General features: G+C 72.1%; 16 protein-coding genes and 1 pseudogene. 4 read left to right on the forward strand and 13 right to left on the reverse strand.

The annotated features are described in order from the left end of the window. Positions 1-250: 250 nt before the first annotated feature. From GWI24_RS06375 to GWI24_RS06405, 7 genes are all read right to left on the reverse strand, one after another. Complete coding sequence (locus tag GWI24_RS06375) at positions 251-1,102, reverse strand: amidohydrolase (protein WP_210944938.1); 852 nt, start codon at positions 1,100-1,102, stop codon at positions 251-253. Between the two features lie 24 nt (positions 1,103-1,126). Further along, complete coding sequence (locus GWI24_RS06380; RefSeq protein ID WP_210944922.1) at positions 1,127-2,134, reverse strand: aldo/keto reductase; 1,008 nt, start codon at positions 2,132-2,134, stop codon at positions 1,127-1,129. A gap of 16 nt (positions 2,135-2,150) precedes the next feature. Further along, positions 2,151-3,185 carry an ABC transporter permease gene (locus tag GWI24_RS06385; RefSeq protein WP_191065113.1) on the reverse strand — a complete coding sequence of 345 codons (1,035 nt, stop codon included), beginning with the start codon at positions 3,183-3,185 and terminating at the stop codon, positions 2,151-2,153. Beyond that, complete coding sequence (locus GWI24_RS06390; RefSeq protein ID WP_210944923.1) at positions 3,182-4,768, reverse strand: sugar ABC transporter ATP-binding protein; 1,587 nt, start codon at positions 4,766-4,768, stop codon at positions 3,182-3,184. The genes GWI24_RS06385 and GWI24_RS06390 overlap by 4 nt, the downstream gene beginning before the upstream one ends. Positions 4,769-4,770: 2 nt before the next feature. Then, a complete protein-coding gene (locus GWI24_RS06395) occupies positions 4,771-5,805 on the reverse strand; it encodes a sugar ABC transporter substrate-binding protein (protein ID WP_044577818.1) in 1,035 nt (344 codons plus the stop codon). 148 nt (positions 5,806-5,953) lie between these two features. Then, complete coding sequence (locus tag GWI24_RS06400; protein WP_210944924.1) at positions 5,954-6,730, reverse strand: SDR family NAD(P)-dependent oxidoreductase; 777 nt, start codon at positions 6,728-6,730, stop codon at positions 5,954-5,956. Further along, positions 6,727-8,151, reverse strand: coding sequence for an enolase C-terminal domain-like protein (locus tag GWI24_RS06405; protein WP_374103275.1), 1,425 nt, complete (start codon positions 8,149-8,151; stop codon positions 6,727-6,729). The genes GWI24_RS06400 and GWI24_RS06405 overlap by 4 nt, the downstream gene beginning before the upstream one ends. A 218-nt stretch (positions 8,152-8,369) precedes the next feature. On the opposite strand from GWI24_RS06405, the gene GWI24_RS06410 reads away from it, so the two are divergent. Continuing rightward, positions 8,370-9,563, forward strand: coding sequence for a PAC2 family protein (locus tag GWI24_RS06410; protein ID WP_210944926.1), 1,194 nt, complete (start codon positions 8,370-8,372; stop codon positions 9,561-9,563). A gap of 178 nt (positions 9,564-9,741) precedes the next feature. Here GWI24_RS06410 and mshC read toward each other — a convergent pair whose 3' ends face one another. The 4 genes from mshC to GWI24_RS06430 form a co-directional block, all read right to left on the reverse strand. Continuing rightward, positions 9,742-10,971 (reverse strand): cysteine--1-D-myo-inosityl 2-amino-2-deoxy-alpha-D-glucopyranoside ligase, encoded by a 1,230-nt coding sequence (mshC, locus tag GWI24_RS06415; RefSeq protein ID WP_210944927.1) that lies wholly within the window; start codon positions 10,969-10,971, stop codon positions 9,742-9,744. A gap of 219 nt (positions 10,972-11,190) precedes the next feature. After that, positions 11,191-12,081 carry an SCO1664 family protein gene (locus GWI24_RS06420; protein WP_210944928.1) on the reverse strand — a complete coding sequence of 297 codons (891 nt, stop codon included), beginning with the start codon at positions 12,079-12,081 and terminating at the stop codon, positions 11,191-11,193. Then, positions 12,045-12,635, reverse strand: coding sequence for a DUF3090 domain-containing protein (locus GWI24_RS06425; RefSeq protein ID WP_210944929.1), 591 nt, complete (start codon positions 12,633-12,635; stop codon positions 12,045-12,047). Before GWI24_RS06425 ends, GWI24_RS06420 begins: the two co-directional genes overlap by 37 nt. Before the next feature lie 123 nt (positions 12,636-12,758). Then, a complete protein-coding gene (locus tag GWI24_RS06430) occupies positions 12,759-13,454 on the reverse strand; it encodes a histidine phosphatase family protein (RefSeq protein ID WP_210944930.1) in 696 nt (231 codons plus the stop codon). 96 nt (positions 13,455-13,550) lie between these two features. Between GWI24_RS06430 and corA the strand changes: the two genes are divergently transcribed. After that, positions 13,551-14,543 (forward strand): magnesium/cobalt transporter CorA, encoded by a 993-nt coding sequence (corA, locus tag GWI24_RS06435; RefSeq protein WP_210944931.1) that lies wholly within the window; start codon positions 13,551-13,553, stop codon positions 14,541-14,543. 72 nt (positions 14,544-14,615) lie between these two features. On the opposite strand, the gene GWI24_RS06440 is transcribed toward corA, so the two are convergent. Further along, positions 14,616-15,422, reverse strand: a complete 807-nt coding sequence (locus GWI24_RS06440; protein ID WP_210944932.1) for a ferritin-like domain-containing protein — start codon at positions 15,420-15,422, stop codon at positions 14,616-14,618. Positions 15,423-15,776: 354 nt separating this feature from the next. Then, the gene (locus tag GWI24_RS06445) at positions 15,777-16,826 is read right to left on the reverse strand and encodes an LLM class F420-dependent oxidoreductase (RefSeq protein ID WP_210944933.1); all 1,050 of its coding nucleotides are present in this window, start codon (positions 16,824-16,826) and stop codon (positions 15,777-15,779) included. Positions 16,827-16,953: 127 nt separating this feature from the next. Here GWI24_RS06445 and GWI24_RS06450 point away from each other — a divergent pair, with 127 nt between their 5' ends. Both GWI24_RS06450 and GWI24_RS06455 read left to right on the forward strand, forming a co-directional pair. Beyond that, positions 16,954-17,934: an aldo/keto reductase gene (locus GWI24_RS06450; RefSeq protein ID WP_210944934.1), complete on the forward strand. Its 981-nt coding sequence runs from the start codon at positions 16,954-16,956 to the stop codon at positions 17,932-17,934. Beyond that, positions 17,931-18,340, forward strand: a pseudogene (locus tag GWI24_RS06455) (hypothetical protein); the annotation flags it as partial. The gene GWI24_RS06450 and the pseudogene GWI24_RS06455, both read left to right, overlap by 4 nt.

An 18,340-nucleotide genomic window follows, 5' to 3' on the forward strand; every position in this document is an offset into this window, starting at 1 on the left:
CCGGCCCCGGGTGGAGCCCTGCCTCGCGGCGGAGCCGTGCATCGGGTACGGCGGGGGGTGGGGTGGGGACCTTCCGCTGAGCGGTCCGCAGGCAGTGCCCCGACCTGCCGTCGATCGTCTGCGACGCCGTCGTGGCCGGTCCCACGCGGCGGAGCCGCATATCGACACAGCCGCGGCGGAGCCGCATATCGACACAACCCCGCGCCCCTTCGGGGCTCGTCCGAACCGCGGCCGACCTCCGCCGATCCGCTTAGGTTCCCAGACCGTACGCGCGGGCCGCGTTGCCGCCGAAGACGGCGGCGCGCTCGTCCTCGCCGAGCCGGAGGGTGGCCCGGTCCGCGAGGGCCACCACCTCGTCGTAGGTCGCGGCAAGGACGCACACCGGCCAGTCGGAGCCGAACAGCACCCGGCCGGGCCCGAAGGCGTCCAGCACATGCCAGGCGTACGGGAGCACCTGCTCGGGCTTCCAGCCGTCCCAGTCGGCCTCGGTGACCAGACCGGACAGCTTGCAGTCGACGTTCGGCAGGGCCGCGAGCGCGGCCAGCTGCCACGCCCAGGGGTCGCGCTCACCGCTCGCCACGGGCGGTTTGGCGGCGTGGTCGAGGACGAAGCGCAGCTGCGGCAGCTCGCGGACGGCGTCCAGGGCCGCGGGCAGTTCCCGCGGGGTGACCAGCAGGTCGTAGACCAACCCCGCGTCGGCCACGGCGGCCAGCCCCCGGCGGGCGTCCTCGCGGTCCAGCCACCGCGGATCCGGCTCGTCCTGCACCTGGTGGCGCAGGCCCACCAGCCGGTCGCCGCCGGGCCCGGCGGCCAGCTCAGCGAGCACCTCGCCCACCCCGGGGTCGGTGAGGTCCGCCCAGCCGACGACGCCCGCGATCCGGTCCGACCCGTCGGCCAGGGCCAGGAGTTCCCGGGTCTCCTCGACGGACGAGCTGGACTGGACGACGACGGTGGCGTCGATCCCATGGGCGTCCAGATGCGGGGCGAGATCGTCCGGGGTGAAGGTGCGGCGGATGGGCTCGGCCCATGCGCCGTCCATCCACGGCTGCTCACGGCGGGTCAGGTCCCACAGGTGGTGATGGGCGTCGATACGGCGCGGCAAGGGCACTCGGGCACTCCTCGGGGTTCAGACCGGCAGCGGGATGTCGTCGTCGAGCAGACCGCGCCGGACCAGGGCCTGCCACAGCTCGCCGGGGATGTCGTGGGCGAACAGCTCGGCATTGTCCCGGACTTCGGCCGGGGAGGCGCAGCCGACCACCGCCGCGGCCACCGCGGGGTGGCCGAAGGGGAAGCGCAGCGCGGCGGCCCGCAGCGGCACCTGGAACTCGGCGCACACCTCGGCCAGCCGCCGGGCCCGGGCGAGGAGTTCGGGCGGCGCCTGCTGGTAGTCGTAGCGGGCCCCGGGGGCGGGGTCGGCGAGCAGCCCGGAGTTGTAGACCCCGCCGGCCACCACGGAGGTGCCGCGCCGCTCGCACACCGGCAGCAGATCGTCGAAGGCGGTGCGCTCCAGCAGCGTCCAGCGCCCGGCGCACAGCACGACGTCCACATCGAAGTCGGCGACGAACCGGGCGAGGAGGTCGCTGTGGTTCATGCCGAAACCGATGGCCCGGACGAGCTTCTCCTGCTTCAGCTCGGCCAGCGCCGCGAAAGCCGTCTCATAGACCTCATGGACGTGGTCCTCCGGATCGTGGAGGTAGACGATGTCCACGGCGTCGACCCCGAGCCGCTCCAGGGAGGACTCGAGGCTCGCGCGGATGCCGTCCCGGGTGAAGTCCCACATCCGGACCCGGTCGGGGGTGTCGGCGAACCCGTCCGCCTGGACGGGCTCCCCGGGGGCGCGCGGCCGCAGCCGCCGCCCCACCTTGGTGGAGAGCGTGTACCCGGCGCGGTCGCGCCCTGCCAGCACCCGCCCCAGCCGCTCCTCGGACAGCCCGACGCCGTAGTGCGGCGCGGTGTCCATATAGGTGAGGCCGGTGTCGAACGCCGCCCTTACGGTGTCCAGCGCGCGCTCCTCCGGCACCGCCTCGTAGAGATTGGCCAGCGGCGCGCAGCCCAGGCCCAGGGGTGGTACGCGCACCCCCGAGCGCCCCAGTTCGCGCGGGCCGCTCGGTGCCCGTCCGCCGTCGACCGCCATGGCTTCCTCCCGGCCCTCAGTCCTGCTTCTCGCCGCTGGCGTAGCGGGAGATGATCAGCGCGACGATGATGATCGAGCCGTTGATGAACTGGTTCCACAGGGGCGGCACCCCGCCGAGGGTCATCACATTGACGACCAGCTGCAGCGTCAGCACACCGGTGAGTGCGCCGAAGAGGGTGCCGCGGCCGCCCTTGAGGCTGATCCCGCCGATGACCGCGGCGGCGAACACCTGGAAGATCCAGCCGTTGCCCTGGGTCGCGGCGACCGAGCCGTAGTGGCCCGTGTAGAGGATGCCCGCGAAGGCGGCCAGCAGTCCGCCGACGCTCAGCACGATCCAGGTGATCCGGTCCACCCGGATGCCCGCGGCGCGCGCGGCCTCGGGGTTGCCGCCGATCGCGTACAGCGCGCGTCCGTGCCGCAGATAGCCCAGGGCCAGGCCGCCGAGGGCGTACAGCCCCAGGCAGATCCACACGGCGGCGGGCACGCCCAGCCACTCGGCCTTGCCCAGGTAGCGGAAGGACTCGGGGACGTTGACGATCGACTGGCCCTCGGCGATGCCTACCTGGAGTCCGCGCAGCATGGTGAGCATGCCCAGGGTCGCGATGAAGCCGTTGACGCGCAGCTTGAGCATCAGGAAGCCGTTGGCCGCGCCGATCAGCGCCCCGACCGCCAGGCACAGCGGTATCGCGGTCCACACCGGCAGCAGCCCCAGGCCCTCGAACCGCGCCCCGTGCTCGGGCAGCACGAACCACAGGGCGATCACCGGCGCCACGGCGATGGTCGACTCCAGGGACAGGTCCATCCGCCCGCTGATCAGGATCAGCGCCTCGCCCAGCACCAGCAGCCCCAGCTCGGTGGACTGCTGGACGACACCGATCAGGTTGTCCTCGGTGAGGAAGGCGGGCGAGACGATGAAGCCGATCACCCCGAGAACGAAGATCACGGGGACCAGCGACAGATCGCGCCAGCGCGCGATGTCGATCCGCGGCCGGCCCCCCGCCGGGTCGTCAGCCACCGCCTCGGCGGTCCGCTGCCGTGCGGTATCGGTCATGTCTGCCTTCCTTCTGTGCGGTCTTCGGTGTCCCCCGCCGTGCCGTTGGCGCCCGGCTCCGTGATGCCCTCCATGGCGGCCACGAGCTGCCGGTCGCTCCAGCCGCTGCCGAACTCGGCGACCACCCGACCGTGGAAGAACGCCAGGATCCGGTCGCAGACGCGCAGATCGTCCAGTTCATCGGAGACGATGACCGCGCCGCTCCCCGCCGCCGCCACGTCCCGTACGACGCCGAGCAGCGCGTCCTTGGACTTCACGTCCACCCCGGCGGTCGGGCGGATCGCGACCAGGACGCTGGGCTCACGGGCCAGCGCCCGCGCGATGACGACCTTCTGCTGATTTCCGCCGGACAAACCCGAAACCGGCTGCGAAGGGCCGGAGGTCTTGATGTCCAGGGAGGTGATCATCCGCTGGGCGAAGGCGCGGGTCCGGGAGGGCAGCACCGTGCCGTAGGGCCCGAGCTGGTCGGTGACGGTCAGGGTGGCGTTCTCGGCGACGCTGCGGCCCAGGACCAGGCCCTGGTCGTGCCGGTCCTCCGGGACGTAGCCGATGCCCGCGTCGATGGCGTGCGGCACGCTGCCGGGGCGCACCGGCCGGCCGCGCACCGACAGCCGCCCGCCGGCCGGTTTGCGCAGCCCCACCAGGGTCTCGCCGACCGCCGTGTTGCCGCTGGCCGTGGCCCCGGCCAGGCCCAGCACCTCGCCGGGGCGCACCACCAGGTCCAGCGGGTCGAACTCGCCCTCCAGGGCGAGCCCTTCGGTGCGCAGCACCGGCTCCCCGTCCGGGTCGGCCTCCTTACGGGCGACGGGAGCGCGGACGACGGCCCGGGAGTCGCCCCCGGGCGCCACGCCGTCGTCCCCGGTCATCGCCGCCACCAGCTCCTCCTTGGGGAGGCCGGCGACCGGGGCGGTCAGCACATGGCGGGCGTCGCGGAAGACGGTGACGGTGTCGCAGAGTTCGTAGACCTCCTGCAGATGGTGCGAGATGAACAGGAAGGCGACCCCCTGCCGGCGCAGCTCCAGCAGCTTGGCGAAGAGCCGGTCGATCCCGCCCGCGTCGAGCTGGGCGGTGGGCTCGTCGAGGATGATCAGCCGGGCGCCGAAGGAGAGCGCCCGGGCGATCTCCACGAACTGCCGCTGCTCGACGCTGAGGTCCTTCGCCCGCGCCTGCGGATCAACCTCCACGCCGTATTCGGCCAGCAGCGCGCGGGCGTCCTCGCGCAGGGCACGCCAGCGGATGCGCCCCGCGCCCGGGAAGCGGTTGAGATAGAGATTCTCGGCGACCGTCAGGTCCGGGACCACCATCGACTTCTGGTAGACGCAGGCCACCTTGCGCTGCCAGGCGGCGGTGTCGCCGTAGCCGGGGGCGGACTCGCCCGCGAAGGTCACCTCGCCCTCGTCCGGGCGCTCCATCCCGGTCAGGACGGACACCAGCGTGGACTTGCCCGCCCCGTTGCGCCCGACGAGCGCATGGGCCTCCCCGGGCCGTACCGCCAGCCGGGCGTGGTCCAGGGCGACGGTGGGCCCGAACCGTTTGACGATGCCCTGGGCCCGTACGACGGTGGGCTGTTCGGCCTCGGCCATGGTCACTTCTTCTCGAGCTGGTTGGCCCACAGCTTCTTGTCGTCGACGTTCTCCTTGGTGACCAGCGGCGCCGGGAGCTGGTCCTCCAGGCCGTTCTCGATCTTGACGATCTTGGAGTCGTGGTCGGTCGGGCCGGGTTTGAACGTCTTGCCGTCCAGAGCGGCCTTCGCGTAGTTCAGGGCCCACTGGGCGTAGAGGTCGGCGGGCTGGGAGAGGGTGGCGTCGATCTTCCCGGAGCGGATCGCGTCCAGCTCCTCGGGTATCCCGTCGTTGGAGATAATCGTGATGTGCTTGGCCGAACCGGCGGGCTTCAGCAGCCGCTTCTGCTCCAGCAGCGCGAGCGTGGGCTGCAGAAAGGCGCCGCCCGCCTGCATGTAGATGCCGTTCACGTCCTTGTGCTGGGCCAGCAGGCTCTGCAGCTTGGCGGAGGCCACATCGCCCTTCCAGTCGGTGGGCAGCTCATGCACCTTGATGCCGGGGTACTTCTTCTTCATGCACGAGGCGAACGCCTGCGAGCGGTCCCGGCCGTTGATGGAGCTGAGGTCGCCCTGGAGCTCGGCGATCCGGCCCTTGCCGCCCAGCTTCTCGCCGAGGTACTCGCACGCCTTGGTGCCGTACGCCCGGTTGTCGGCGCGCACCACCATGTAGACCTTGCCGGAGTCGGGCCGGGTGTCCACGCTGACGACGGGGATCTTCTTCTCCTCCAGCTGCTCCAGGGTGGAGGAGATGGCCCCGGTGTCCTGGGGCGCCATGATGACCGCCTTGGCGCCCTGGTCGGTGAAGGCCTGGACGTTGGCGACCAGCTTGCCGATGTCGTTCTGCGAGTTGGACAGCGGGAGCGCGGAGACCGTGCCCTTGTCGATGCCCTTCTCCAGATACTGCTGGTAGGAGTTCCAGAAGTCGGTGTCCGTCCGCGGCATGTCGATGCCGACCTTGCCGCCGCCGGCGCCATTGCTCTCTCGGTTGCAGCCGGTGAGCGCTGCGACGGCCAGCAGCACGGCGCAGGCGGCGGTGCCGGTGGTGCGGAGTCTCGTCATCGAGTCCCGTCCTTGGTCGTTCCTTGGTCGTTCCTGGGTCGAGTCGTGCGGGTGGTGCCGGCCTCGGGCGGAGGCGGTTGTGCGGTTGTGCGGTTGTGCGGTTGTCCCGAGCGGTCGGGCTGCCGTCCCGAGCGGTCGGGCGGTTGTCTCAGGAGGAGGCGGGGCGCAGCCGCAGCCCCTGCATCCCTCCGTCGACGGCCAGCGCGGTGCCGGTGACGGCCGCGGCGGCGGGGCTGGCGAGGTACGCGACGGCGGCGGCCACCTCGTCGGCGGAGACCAGCCGTCCGGTGGGCTGACGCGCCTCCAGGGCGGCGCGCTCGGCCGCCGGGTCGGGGGCCTGGCCGAGCAGCCGGCCGACCCACGGGGTGTCCACGGTGCCGGGGTTGACGCAGTTGACGCGCACCCCTTCGCGGATGTGGTCCGCCGCCATGGCGAGGGTCAGCGACAGCACCGCGCCCTTGCTGGCGCTGTAGGCGGCGCGCTGCGGCAGTCCGGCGGTTGCGGCGATCGAGCAGGTGTGGGTGATGGAGACGGCGCCGGGCCTGTCGGCCGCGGCGGCGCGCAAATGGGGCAGCGCGGCCCGCGCGGTGCGGACCAGGCCCAGCACATTGATGTCCAGCAGCCGGTGCCACTCCTCGTCGGAGTTGTCCTCGACGCTGCCGATCGCGCCGATGCCCGCGTTGCCGACGACGGTGTGCAGGGCGCCGAACTCGGCCACGGCGGCGTCCACCGCGGTCCTGACCCCCTCGTCGGAGGTGACATCGGCCTTGAGCGGCAGCGTGCCGTCCGGGGCGCCCGACGGATCTCGGTCGAGCACGGCGACCCGCGCTCCCCGGTCGCGCAGCGTGGCGGCGACGGCGGCGCCGATGCCGGAGGCGCCGCCCGTGACGAGCGCGGCCAGCCCTTCGAAGTCGCCGGTGGTCACTGGTGGTCCTCCTGAGGCTGTGCGGGTGCGGACGGTGCCGGTACGGGCTGAGCCGATACGGGCCGTGCGAGACGGGTCCGCCATTCGGGCCCGTCCGGATAGCGGTAGGCGGCGATCGACTCTGGGTACATACGGGCGGAGAAGCCCGGCGCGGTCGGAGCCCGGTAGCGGCCCGACTCGACGACCGCGGGATCGGCGAAGTGCTCGTGGAGGTGGTCGACATACTCGATGACCCGGTCCTCCCAGCTGCCCGAGACGGCCACAAAGTCGAACATGGCGAGGTGCTGGACGAGTTCGCACAGCCCGACGCCGCCCGCGTGCGGGCACACCGGAAGTCCGTACTTGGCGGCGAGCAGCAGGATCGTGAGGTTCTCGTTGACCCCGGCGACCCGTGCCGCGTCGATCTGGACGAAGTCCACCGCCTCGGCCTGGAGCAGCTGCTTGAAGACCACGCGGTTGGCGACATGCTCACCGGTGGCCACCTTGACCGGCTGTCCGGCACGGATGGCGGCGTGGGCGAGGACGTCGTCCGGGCTGGTGGGCTCCTCGATCCAGTGCGGGTCGTACGGCGCGAGGGCGCTCATCCAGCGCACCGCCTCCGCCACGTCCCAGCGCTGGTTGGCGTCCACGGCGATGCGCACGTCCGGGCCGACCGCCTCGCGTGCGAGCCGCATCCGTCTGAGGTCCTCGTCCAGATCGGACCCGACCTTGAGCTTGATCTGGCCGAAGCCGTCGGCGACGGCCTCCTGCGCCAGCTTGATCATTTTCTCGTCGGAGTAGCCGAGCCAGCCGGGCGAGGTGGTGTAGGCGGGGTAGCCCCGCTCGCGCAGCCGCGCGGCGCGCTCGGCGCGGCCGGGCTCGGCGGCGCGCAGGATGGCGAGCGCCTCCTCCGGGGTGAGCGCGTCGCTGAGGTAGCGGAAGTCGACCAGCTCGACCAGCTCCTCGGGCGACATCTCGGCGAGGAACTGCCACAGGGGCTTTCCGGCCTGCCGGGCGGCGAGGTCCCAGGCGGCGTTGACCACCGCGCCCGCGGCCATGTGCATGACGCCCTTTTCGGGCCCGAGCCAGCGCAGCTGCGAGTCATGGGTCAGCTCACGGTGCAGGGCGGCGAGATCGGCGGCCGTAAGCGGCGCGGGGCGGCCCACCACATGGGGGCGCAGGGAGCGGATGGCGGCCGCGGTGACATCGTTGCCGCGGCCGATGGTGAAGACGAAGCCGTGTCCCTCGGAGGCCGCCGTCCCCTCCCCCGCGTCCGTGCGCAGCACGACGTAGGCGGCGGAGTAGTCGGGGTCCGGATTCATGGCGTCCGAGCCGTCGAGCTGCTCCGAGGTGGGAAACCGGATGTCATGGACCTCGAGCTCGGTGACGGATGGACGCTGACTCAATGGGGGCTCCCTGAAACGATGCGCGAGAGAGGACATCGGACCTTTCGCGGTGATCCGATGTATAGCGCTGCCCTAAGGGTTCCGTCCAGAGGTGCGTCCGAACTTTCGAAGGACAGATCGGATGAATCTCTTAGTACCCCTGGACAGGGGCTGCGGCCGGATCCCCGGAAAGCCGTAGGCTTGGGTGGCACGCAATGGGAAACTGCAGCTGGAGGCGGCACCATCCGTCCGCCCCGGTCGGAAGGAGGCGCTGGGTGATCGAGCTTGAGGGGGTTCCCGAGCTGATCGACCCGGTCATGATCTGTGCCTTCGAGGGCTGGAACGACGCCGGAGACGCCGCCTCGACCGCGGTCGGGCACCTGGACCGGGAGTGGAAGGGCGAGGTCTTCGCCTCGCTCGACGCGGAGGACTACTACGACTTCCAGGTGAACCGGCCCACCGTGGCCCTGGAGAGCGGCGTGCGCAAGATCACTTGGCCGACGACCCGCCTCTCGGTGGTCCGGGCGGACACCGGGGAGAAGTCCCGGGACCTGGTGCTGGTGCGCGGTATCGAGCCGAGCATGCGCTGGCGGTCGTTCTGCAACGAGATCCTCGGCTACGCCCATGAGTTGGGCGTGGAGATGGTCGTCATCCTCGGCGCGCTGCTCGGCGACACCCCGCACACCCGGCCGGTGCCGGTCAGCGGGGTCACCTCCGACCCGGACCTGGCCCGCAGCCTCGATCTGGAGGAGACCCGCTACGAGGGCCCGACCGGGATCGTCGGCGTCCTCCAGGAGGCGTGCACCCACGCCGGCGTCCCGGCGGTGAGCCTGTGGGCGGCCGTGCCGCACTACGTCTCGCAGCCGCCGAACCCGAAGGCCACCCTGGCGCTGCTGAACCGCCTCGAGGACCTCATCGCGGTGCGCATCCCCCTCGGCGAGCTGACCGAGGACTCGCGGGCCTGGCAGCTGGGCGTGGATCAGCTGGCCGCCGAGGACAGCGAGGTCGCCGAGTACGTCCAGTCGCTGGAGGAGGCGCGGGACACCGCCGAGCTGCCCGAGGCGTCCGGCGAGGCCATCGCCCGCGAGTTCGAGCGCTATCTGCGGCGGCGCGACGGCCAGCCCGGCCCCGCCGGCGGCCACGCGACCGAGAGCGGGGGTCTGGAGGGCGGCACGGGAGGCCCGGGCGCCCCCTATCTGCGCGACCCCTCCACCGGCCATGGGCGGCCGCGCAAGCCGTCCCCCAAGGACGAGATGGCCAAGGACGACGACGCCGAGGACACCGGCGGCGCCGAGGACCAGGCCAAGGACGTGGACGAGGCAAGGGACGTGGGCGACGCCAAGGACGCCGACAGCGCCAAGGAAGCGGACGACGGCCGGGGCACCGAGGGCCAGGACGCCTACCGCCGCGACGAGGGCGGCACGGACCGGGGTGGCAACGGGGACGAGGGATCCGGCTCCGACCGGTAACCACGACCGCCGCACACGGCATACGACCTCGGCACGCACGCCACACCACGCACGCCGCGCACGAGACAGCGAGAAGCCCGCGCCGGGAGGACCCCGGCGCGGGCTCATGCGTTCACCGTCGCGGCGCGGAGCCCCGACGACGCGTCAGCCCCGACGACGCGTCAGCCCCGACGACGCGTCAGAGGGCCACGCCCAGCAGCGCGTCCACGGCGCGCGAGACCAGACCGGGCGCCCCCTCGTCCGTACCGCCGGTGGCCGACTGCGCGGCGGCCCAGCGGTCGACGGCGGCCAGGGCGGCCGGGGAGTCCAGGTCGTCCGCGAGCGCCGCGCGGATCTCCTCCACCAGCGCGTCGGCCGAGGGTCCGTCGGGCCGCGAGACGGCGGCACGCCAGCGGTCGAGGCGCTCCTCGGCCTCCCGCAGCAGCCCGTCCGTCCACTCCCAGTCCGAGCGGTAGTGGTGGGCCAGCAGCGCGAGCCGTATGGCCGCCGGGTCGACGCCGTCGCGGCGCAGCGCCGAGACGAAGACCAGGTTGCCCTTGGACTTGGACATCTTCTCGCCGTCCAGGGCCACCATCCCGGCGTGCACATACGTCTTGGCGAACGGCCGCTCACCGGTGAGGACCTGGGCGTGCGAGGCGCCCATCTCATGGTGCGGGAAGGCGAGATCGGATCCGCCGCCCTGCACATCGAAGCCCATGCCGAGGTGGTCCAGGGCGATGGCCACGCATTCGATGTGCCAGCCGGGGCGGCCGCGGCCGAGCGACCCGCCGTCCCAACTCGGCTCGCCGTCACGGGCGGCCATCCACAGCATCGGGTCGAGGGGGTTCTTCTTGCCCGGGCGCTCCGGGTCGCCGCCGCGCTCGGCGGACAGCAGCCGCATGGCCTCGGCGTCGAGCCGGCTGACCGAGCCGAAGGAGGGGTCGGACTCCACGGAGAAGTAGATGTCGCCTTCGAGTTCATAGGCGGCGCCCAGGTCGCGCAGCCGCTCCACGAGCGGCACGATCCCCGGTATCGCCTCGACGGCGCCGATGTAGTGCTGCGGGGGCAGCATCCGCAGGGCCGTCATGTCCTCGCGGAAGAGGGCGGTCTCACGCTCGGCGAGGGCCGTCCAGTCGTCGCCGTTCTTCTGCGCCCGCTCCAGCAGGGGATCGTCGACATCGGTGACGTTCTGGACGTAGTGCACCTGGCGCTTGGTGTCGAGCCATACGCGCTGAACGAGGTCGAACGCGTTGTAGGTCGCCGCATGACCCATGTGGGTCGCGTCGTACGGGGTGATCCCGCAGACGTAGATGCGCGCGACGGGACCGGGGGTCAGGGTGATCCGTCCCCCGGTCGCGGTGTCGTGAATGCTCAGGTCGCGGCCACTGCCGGGCAGGGCGGGAACCTCAGAAGCGGGCCAGGCATACATGCAATGAGCGTAACCGGATGCAGCGTCCGCATACGAACCGGACCAGTGGTGTTGGCCGGATGGGCGGTCTTGCGCGGACGTCCGCGAACTGCTTGAGCTCCGCGATCCGCGTTCCAGGGACTCCGGGCGGGGTGCGGCGGGCCCCACCCGGCCCCGGAACGGACGGCCCCACGGCCCCGGAACCGGCCGGTCCACCCGGACCGGAGCGGCCCGGCCCGCTCAGACCGGCGGCCAGGGGATGGCGGGCCACTGGCCGCTGGGCTCGGGGTGCTTCCCAGTGCGCAACAGCGCGGCGACACGGGCCCGCAGGGCCTCGATCTCGGCCCCGGTGATCAGCTCCGACAGCCGGGCGCTCAGCGGGCCGCCGTCGGCCAGCTCGCCCGCCAGCCGGCGCAGCACCTCCAGCACATCGTCCGGCAGCGGCTCCCCGGCCCAGCCCCACAGCAGCGTGCGCAGCTTGTCGTCGGCGTTGAAGGTCACTCCGTGATCAATCGCATAGAGCCGGCCACCGGCCGCGGGCAGCAGATGGCCGCCCTTGCGGTCGCCGTTGTTGATCACCGCGTCGAGGACGGCCAGCCGGCGCAGCCGTACGTCGTCGGCGTGGACCAGCAGCGCCGTACGGCCCTCGCCCACCTCGGCGTAGCCCACGGCCTTCCAGCCCGGACCCGGTTCATCGCCGTCGACGAGCGCGAGCAGCTCCGCTCCCCCGGTCTCCTCCGAGCCGTCGCCGTCCGGCCCGCCGTCGGCCCCGGCCGGCCCGCCGGTGGCCGTCTCGACCTCTACCCAGAGCTGGCACATCCCCTGCCCGTACGGCCCGTCGCGCAGCACCGTGGGCGGCACCAGGCCCCAGCCGGTGGCCTCGGAGATCTCGTACGCCGCGACCTCGCGCTGGGCGAGCGTGCCGTCCGGGAAGTCCCACAGCGGCCGCTCCCCGGCCACCGGCTTGTAGACACAAGGGGCGCTGTGGCCCTCGTACTCGACCGTGCAGTACAGCACCGCGTTGGACGCCTCCCGGACCCGGCCGCGCACCGTCAGCTCACCGAGAGCCAGCAACTCGGCCGGGGCCGGGGGCGTCAGGCTCCGCGGCGGTATCCGTTCTGGCGCGGACATACGTGTCCCTCCGGGTCGAGCGGCAGACTGCACAGCGGGCAGGGCGGCCGGCCGGCGTTGACGACCTCCAGGGCGCGCTTGGCGAACGCGCGCGCCTGCGTCCCGGTGAGCCGCACCCGCAGCATGGGCGGGCCGTTCACATCGTCCTGGAGCAGCCGCTCCTCGGCCTCGGCCAGGTCCTCCTCGGACTCGGCCTCCAGCTCGACCAGCGCCTGCGCCTCGACGATCATCCGCTGCTCCTCGCCGTCCCAGGCGAGTGCCATGGTGCCGACCCGGAACTCCTCCTCCACGGGGACTTCCAGCGGTGCGGTGTCGCTGAGTTCGGTCGGTGCGACGGCGGGGACCGGGGCGTTTCCGCCGGTGCGCCGCACCACCTCGTCCAGCAGCTCGTCTATCCGCTCGGCCAACGCGGCGACCTGCGTCTTCTCCAACGCGACACTGGTGGTCCGGCTGCCGGCGGACGCCTGGAGGAAAAAGGTACGGCGACCAGGCAGCCCGACCGTACCGGCGACGAATCGGTCCGGCGGGTCATAGAGGAACACCTGACGGGACAACGTCCTGCTCCATTTGGTTCGACTGCTCGGCTGACTGACTGCTGACCGCTGGGTGTCACGACCGCCCGGTCACGGCTGTCACGGCGCCCTCGCACCGCGGCACCACCCTACTGCGCACAGCGATCACGGTGCTCCCGCGTCGCCGCCCACCGCCGCGTCCCCGCCGCGGTGGCCGGTGTTCTCCTCGCGCGGCGCCAGACCGGCGAAGTCCCCGGTGTCCCCGAGCCGGACGAGGAAGGGGCGGGTCGGGGTGTACCGGATCGCGGTGACCGAGCAGGGCTCGACCGAGATCCGCTGGAACAGATCGAGATGGAGTCCGAGGGCGTCCGCGACCAGCGCCTTGATGATGTCCCCGTGGGAGCACATCAGATAGACCGCGTCGGCGCCGTGCTCCCGCTCGATCCGGGCGTTCCAGTCGCGCACCGCCTCGACCGCGCGCGCGTGCATGGCGCGCATGGACTCGCCACCGGGGAAGGCGGCCGCGGACGGATGCTGCTGGACGATGTTCATCAATGGTTCATCGGCGAGCTCGGCCAGCTTCCGGCCGGACCAGTCGCCGTAGTGGCACTCCCCGATCCGGTCGTCGGGGTGCAGCGGCAGTTCGGGGCGGGCGGCGAGCAGCGGGGCCAGCGTCTCCCGGCAGCGCTGCAGCGGGCTGGTGACGGCGGCGGCGAGCGGCAGTCCGGCCAGTCTGCCGGGCAGCGCCGCGGCCTGGGCCGTACCGCGCTCATCGAGGGCGACACCGGGTGTCCAGCCCGCCAGGACGCCCGCGGTATTGGCGGTGGAACGGCCGTGCCGTACGAGGATCAGCATGGGCATGGCTGCCACCCTACGACCCCTCCGGCGCCGCTCAGCGGGGATGCGCACCGATCCCGCACAGGGCCCCCTGTGCCGATCGGCATCACGCGAGGCACAATGCGCAGCGTGATCGTGGATTGTGCCATCTACCGGGACGGGGCCCGCACCGAGGGACCCGCCGACTTCTCCGACGCCCTGGACGAGGCGCGCGCGAGTGGGGACGCCTTCTTGTGGATCGGGCTGCATGAGCCGACCGAGAAGGAGTTCGAGCTGGTCACCAGCGAGTTCGGACTGCATCCGCTGGCCGTCGAGGACGCCCTGTGCGCCCACCAGAGGCCGAAGCTGGAGGTCTATGACGATTCGCTGTTCCTGGTGCTCAAGCCGGTGCAGTACGACGACAAGGCCGGGACCGTCACCGCGGGTGAGCTGATGGTCTTCGTCGGTGACTCCTTCGTGGTGACCGTAAGGCACGGCGAGGCCAATCCGCTCGGCTCGGTGCGCGACCGCCTGGAGAAGATGCCCGAGGTGCTCCAGCACGGCCCTACGGCGGTGATGTACGCGGTCTCCGACGCGGTCGTGGACCACTACCTGGACGTGGCCGACGCTCTGCACGGGGACCTGGAGGAGCTGGAGACGGAGGTCTTCGCCCCGAACGCGGGCGCCGGGCAGAACACCGCCGGGCGGATCTACGCGTTCAAGCGCGAGGTGATGGAATTCCGCCGCTCGGCCGGGCCGTTGGGGGAGCCGATGGAGCGGCTCACCGGCGCCGGGGTGCCGTTCGTGCACGAGGGCTCCCGGCCGTTCTTCCGCGATGTCAGCGACCATCTGACCCGGGTGAACGAGCATGTGGAGGGGCTGGACCGGCTGCTGTCGGACATCCTCTCCGCCCATCTCGCGCAGATGGGCGTGCGGCAGAACGACGACATGCGGAAGATCTCGGCGTGGGCGGCCATGGCCGCGGTCCCGACGATGATCGCCGGGATCTACGGCATGAACTTCACACACATGCCGGAGCTGAAGCAGCCCTGGGGATATCCGGGGGTGATCGCGCTGATGGCCGGTGTGATCGCGGTGTTGTACCGCTGGTTCAAGCGGCGTGGGTGGCTCTGAGGGCTTGAGGCGGGGGCGGGGCCGGTGCGGTGAGGCCGGTCTGTCGGACGGCCGGCGTGGTGAGTCGGCCGATCAGACGAGCTCGGGAGACTCGGGCACCCCGGAAGCGCTCTCCGCGGGTCCGCCCAGCGCGTTCCGCCGCTCGGGCATCCGCAGTGACACCATGCGCCGCCAGCCGCCCAGCCGCTCGTACGTGTGCAGGGCGTGGATCCCGGCCGCGAGCAGCCCGGACTTGGGCTTCGGCCAGCCGAGAAGGCGTCCCATGCGGGCCATCACGGCCAGGCTGACGTCCCGGTAGACCTCCATCTCGACGAGCGCGCTCTCCCGCAGGGTCCGCTGGATGGTCCGGCCGTATCCGTCGGCGGCCAGGCGCAGCAGCTCCTCGTGGCAGTAGGCGAGGTGGTTGTCCTCGTCGTCGGCGATCATGCGCACCGCGCGGCCGAGGTCGGGGTGGTCGCCGAAGTATCCGCGCAACATCATCATCTGGGCGGAGGCGCGCTGTTCGGTGACCCGGCTGTGGGCGAGGTAGATCACGATGTCGTGCTCGGTGAGCGGCTCGTCGCGGCGCAGCTTGTCATGGGCGAGGCCGATGCCGCGCGCCTCCAGGAGCATCGTGTAGTCGGTCTCGCGCGGCACCTCCATGGGCTCCAGACCGCGCTTGCGGAGCAGGGCGTTGAAGATCCGGCCGTGTTTGTCCTCGTCGGCGCCATGGCGGGCGATCTTGGGCGCGAGGTCGCGGCGGCTCTCGGGCACGAGGGCGGCGATCCGGCCGTTCTCCCAGCCGCCCTGGGCCTCCCCGCTGGCCGCGACGGAGCAGAAGAGCCGGAACGACTCGTCGTTGTCGAGGATCTCCTGGAACACGCTTTTCGCCGAGAGCATCGCCGCCACCTCCGTGCGCTGGTCGTGCGCCGCCGTGCGCTTCCGTGCCGGGATCCGTCCCGGCATCCGCGCGGGGTTTCGGCGCGGAGTCGGTGCAGAGTCGGTGCGGGGTCAGCGCAGGGTCGGCGCAGGAAAAGTCAACGGCCCGGCGGGGCCGGCGGCAACAGCTGGGGCACCCGGCTCGGCCGAACGGGGGACCCCTCCGTACGCCGCGTCCGCGTAACCCCTGGGCGGCGGAGGCGTTGTGCTGGATGACGGCCGTGGCGGGGAAGACCCCCGAGCCCCCACCACGGCCGCAGAACTTTCCAGGCTTCCCGGCGCGGCGCCGGGCCGGCACTGTGCACGTTTCGGGCGTTACGCGAGCCCGGCCCGCTCCAGGGCCTCGACGCCCGCCCGCAGCCCGGCGAGCCGCTCCTGAAGCGTGAAGCCCGCGGGTGTGAGCGACAGGGTGGTGACCCCGGCCCCCGCGTACGCCTGCATGCGGTCGGCGATGCGCTCGACGGGTCCGAGCAGGGCGGTGGAGTCGATCAGCTCGTGGGGGACGGCCGCGGCGGCGCCCTCCTTGTCCCCGGAGAGGTACTTCTCCTGGATCTCGGCGGCCTCCTTCTCGTACCCCATGCGCTGCGCCAGCTTGTTGTAGAAGTTCTGCTTGGCGCTGCCCATACCGCCCACGTAGAGCGCGGTGTACGGGCGGAACTGGTCGGCGAGGGCGCGGACGTCGTCGCCGAGGGCCATGGGGACTGTGGGCACCACGTCGAAGCCCTCGAGGTCCTTGCCCGCCTTCTCGCGGCCCGCGCGCAGCGAGCTGAGGGTGGTCTCCTCGGCGTGCTCGGGATCGTAGAACAGGACCAGGGCACCGTCGGCGATCTCGCCGGTCTGCTCCAGGTTCTTCGGGCCGATGGCCGCGATGTACAGCGGGATGTACTCCCGCACCGGGTGCACAGTGAGCTTGAGGGGCTTGCCGGGGCCGTCGGGCAGCGGCAGGGTCCAGTTCTGGCCCTCGTGGGTCAGCCGCTCGCGCGACATCGCCTTGCGGATGATCTCCACGTACTCGCGGGTGCGGGCGAGCGGCTTGTCGAACCGCACCCCGTACCAGCCCTCGGACACCTGGGGCCCCGAGACGCCGAGGCCGAGGCGGAAGCGGCCACCGGAGAGGGTGTCCAGGGTGGCGGCGGTCATCGCCGTCATTGCGGGGGTGCGGGCCGGGATCTGGAAGATGGCGGAGCCGACGTCGATGCGCTCGGTCTGCGCGGCGACCCACGCGAGCACCGTGGCGGCGTCCGAACCGTAGGCTTCGGCTGCCCAGCAGACGGAATAGCCGAGCCTGTCGGCCTCGCGGGCGACCGCGAGGTTGTCCGCGTCCATTCCGGCGCCCCAGTAGCCGAGGTTGATGCCGAGCCTCATACCGCACCCCTTACTGATCAGTAACGTCGCTGTTCCGGGGACTCTAGCGCGCATGGCCCTGATACGTCAGGGGTGGGTTATCCACAGGCTGCCACGTGGCGCTTTGCGGCCAGTAATCTCGACGTTCATGGAGCTAAGGCACCTCGGCCGCACGGGCCTGCGCGTCTCCCGGCTCGGGCTCGGCACGCTCACTTGGGGGCGGGACACCGACGAACACGACGCCGCGGATCAGCTCAAGGCGTTCTGGGAGGCGGGCGGGACACTTGTCGACACCGCGGATGTGTACGCGGACGGCGGCGCCGAATACCTCCTGGGGCAGCTGCTGGAGGGGTTACTGCCCCGGCGCGATCTCCAGATCGCCACCAAGGCGGGCAGCGTGCCCGACCCCGACCGCCGCTTCGACGCCTCGCGCGGCTATCTGCTGGCCGCGCTGGACGCCTCCCTGGAGCGGCTGGGCACGGACTATGTCGACCTGTGGCAGGTGCACGCCTTCGACCCGTTCACCCCGCTTGAGGAGACCCTGCAGGCGCTCGACATCGCGGTGAGCAGCGGGCGGGCCCGCTATGTGGGGGTGTCCAACTTCAGCGGCTGGCAGCTCGCGAAGGCCGCCACCTGGCAGCTGGCCTCCTCGGGCGCGCACACCCGGCTGGCCAGCACGCAGATGGAGTATTCGCTGCTCCAGCGCGGTGTGGAGCGCGAGGTGCTGCCCGCCGCGCTGGACCTGGGCGTCGGGCTGCTGCCGTCCTCGCCGCTCGGCCGCGGTGTGCTCACCGGCAAGTACCGCCATACGACGCCCGCCGACTCGCGCGGCGCCTCCGAGCTCGCGGCGTTCGTCGAGCCGTATCTGGACGAGGAGGCGAGCCGGATCGTCGAGGCAGTCGCCATAGCAGCCGACGGCCTGGCGACCACCGCGCTCAATGTGGCCCTGGCCTGGGTCCGCGACCGCCCGGGCGTCACCGCCCCGATCGTCGGCGCGCGCAACGCCCAGCAGCTGAGGGCGGCGTTGTCGGCGGAGACCCTTAGTCTTCCGGACGAGATCTGCCAGGCGCTCGACGATGTGTCGGCGCCCGTGCACCGCTATCCCGATCAGGACTGGAGCACGCTGTGAGTACCGACCGCCTCGCCGGCGACGCCGCACCCGCGCCCGAGGAGGCCGACCCGCCGGCGGAGCCGGCAAACCCTGGGGCCCGAGCACCGGGTGCCCCGGGCGACCCGGCTACCGGGACGGACCGGGACGACCGCAGCGAGGCCGACGTCACGGGCGCCCCCGCGGGGGCGGACCGGAACGACGAGGGGGCGGCCGCGGCCGCCGGATCCGCGGAATCCGCGGAATCCGCCGGACGGGGCGGGGCCGACGAGGCAGGGGCTCCCGCCTCCGGAGCGAGCTCCCACGGCGCCCAAGGCACTGGCGGCGAACCGCCCCCGGCAGGCGAGGTGGATGGGCCCGGAACGGGTCAGCAGGCTCCCTCCGCCGGGCAGGGCACATCCGGCCCAGGGGCGGGCCAGGGCTCCGC

Source organism: Streptomyces sp. MK37H (assembly GCF_018035285.1).
Taxonomy (GTDB): domain Bacteria; phylum Actinomycetota; class Actinomycetes; order Streptomycetales; family Streptomycetaceae; genus Streptomyces; species Streptomyces endocoffeicus.

What these genes read in the sequence shown, in the direction of transcription:
- GWI24_RS06380 (WP_210944922.1), bottom strand. Translation starts at nt 2,134, where the DNA reads ATGGCGGTCGACGGCGGACGGGCACCGAGCGGCCCGCGCGAACTGGGG.
- GWI24_RS06385 (WP_191065113.1), bottom strand. Translation starts at nt 3,185, where the DNA reads ATGACCGATACCGCACGGCAGCGGACCGCCGAGGCGGTGGCTGACGAC.
- GWI24_RS06390 (WP_210944923.1), bottom strand. Translation starts at nt 4,768, where the DNA reads ATGGCCGAGGCCGAACAGCCCACCGTCGTACGGGCCCAGGGCATCGTC.
- GWI24_RS06395 (WP_044577818.1), bottom strand. Translation starts at nt 5,805, where the DNA reads ATGACGAGACTCCGCACCACCGGCACCGCCGCCTGCGCCGTGCTGCTG.
- GWI24_RS06405 (WP_374103275.1), bottom strand. Translation starts at nt 8,151, where the DNA reads ATGTCCTCTCTCGCGCATCGTTTCAGGGAGCCCCCATTGAGTCAGCGT.
- mshC (WP_210944927.1), bottom strand. Translation starts at nt 10,971, where the DNA reads ATGTATGCCTGGCCCGCTTCTGAGGTTCCCGCCCTGCCCGGCAGTGGC.
- GWI24_RS06420 (WP_210944928.1), bottom strand. Translation starts at nt 12,081, where the DNA reads ATGTCCGCGCCAGAACGGATACCGCCGCGGAGCCTGACGCCCCCGGCC.
- GWI24_RS06430 (WP_210944930.1), bottom strand. Translation starts at nt 13,454, where the DNA reads ATGCCCATGCTGATCCTCGTACGGCACGGCCGTTCCACCGCCAATACC.
- corA (WP_210944931.1), top strand. Translation starts at nt 13,551, where the DNA reads ATGCGCAGCGTGATCGTGGATTGTGCCATCTACCGGGACGGGGCCCGC.
- GWI24_RS06440 (WP_210944932.1), bottom strand. Translation starts at nt 15,422, where the DNA reads ATGCTCTCGGCGAAAAGCGTGTTCCAGGAGATCCTCGACAACGACGAG.
- GWI24_RS06445 (WP_210944933.1), bottom strand. Translation starts at nt 16,826, where the DNA reads ATGAGGCTCGGCATCAACCTCGGCTACTGGGGCGCCGGAATGGACGCG.
- GWI24_RS06450 (WP_210944934.1), top strand. Translation starts at nt 16,954, where the DNA reads ATGGAGCTAAGGCACCTCGGCCGCACGGGCCTGCGCGTCTCCCGGCTC.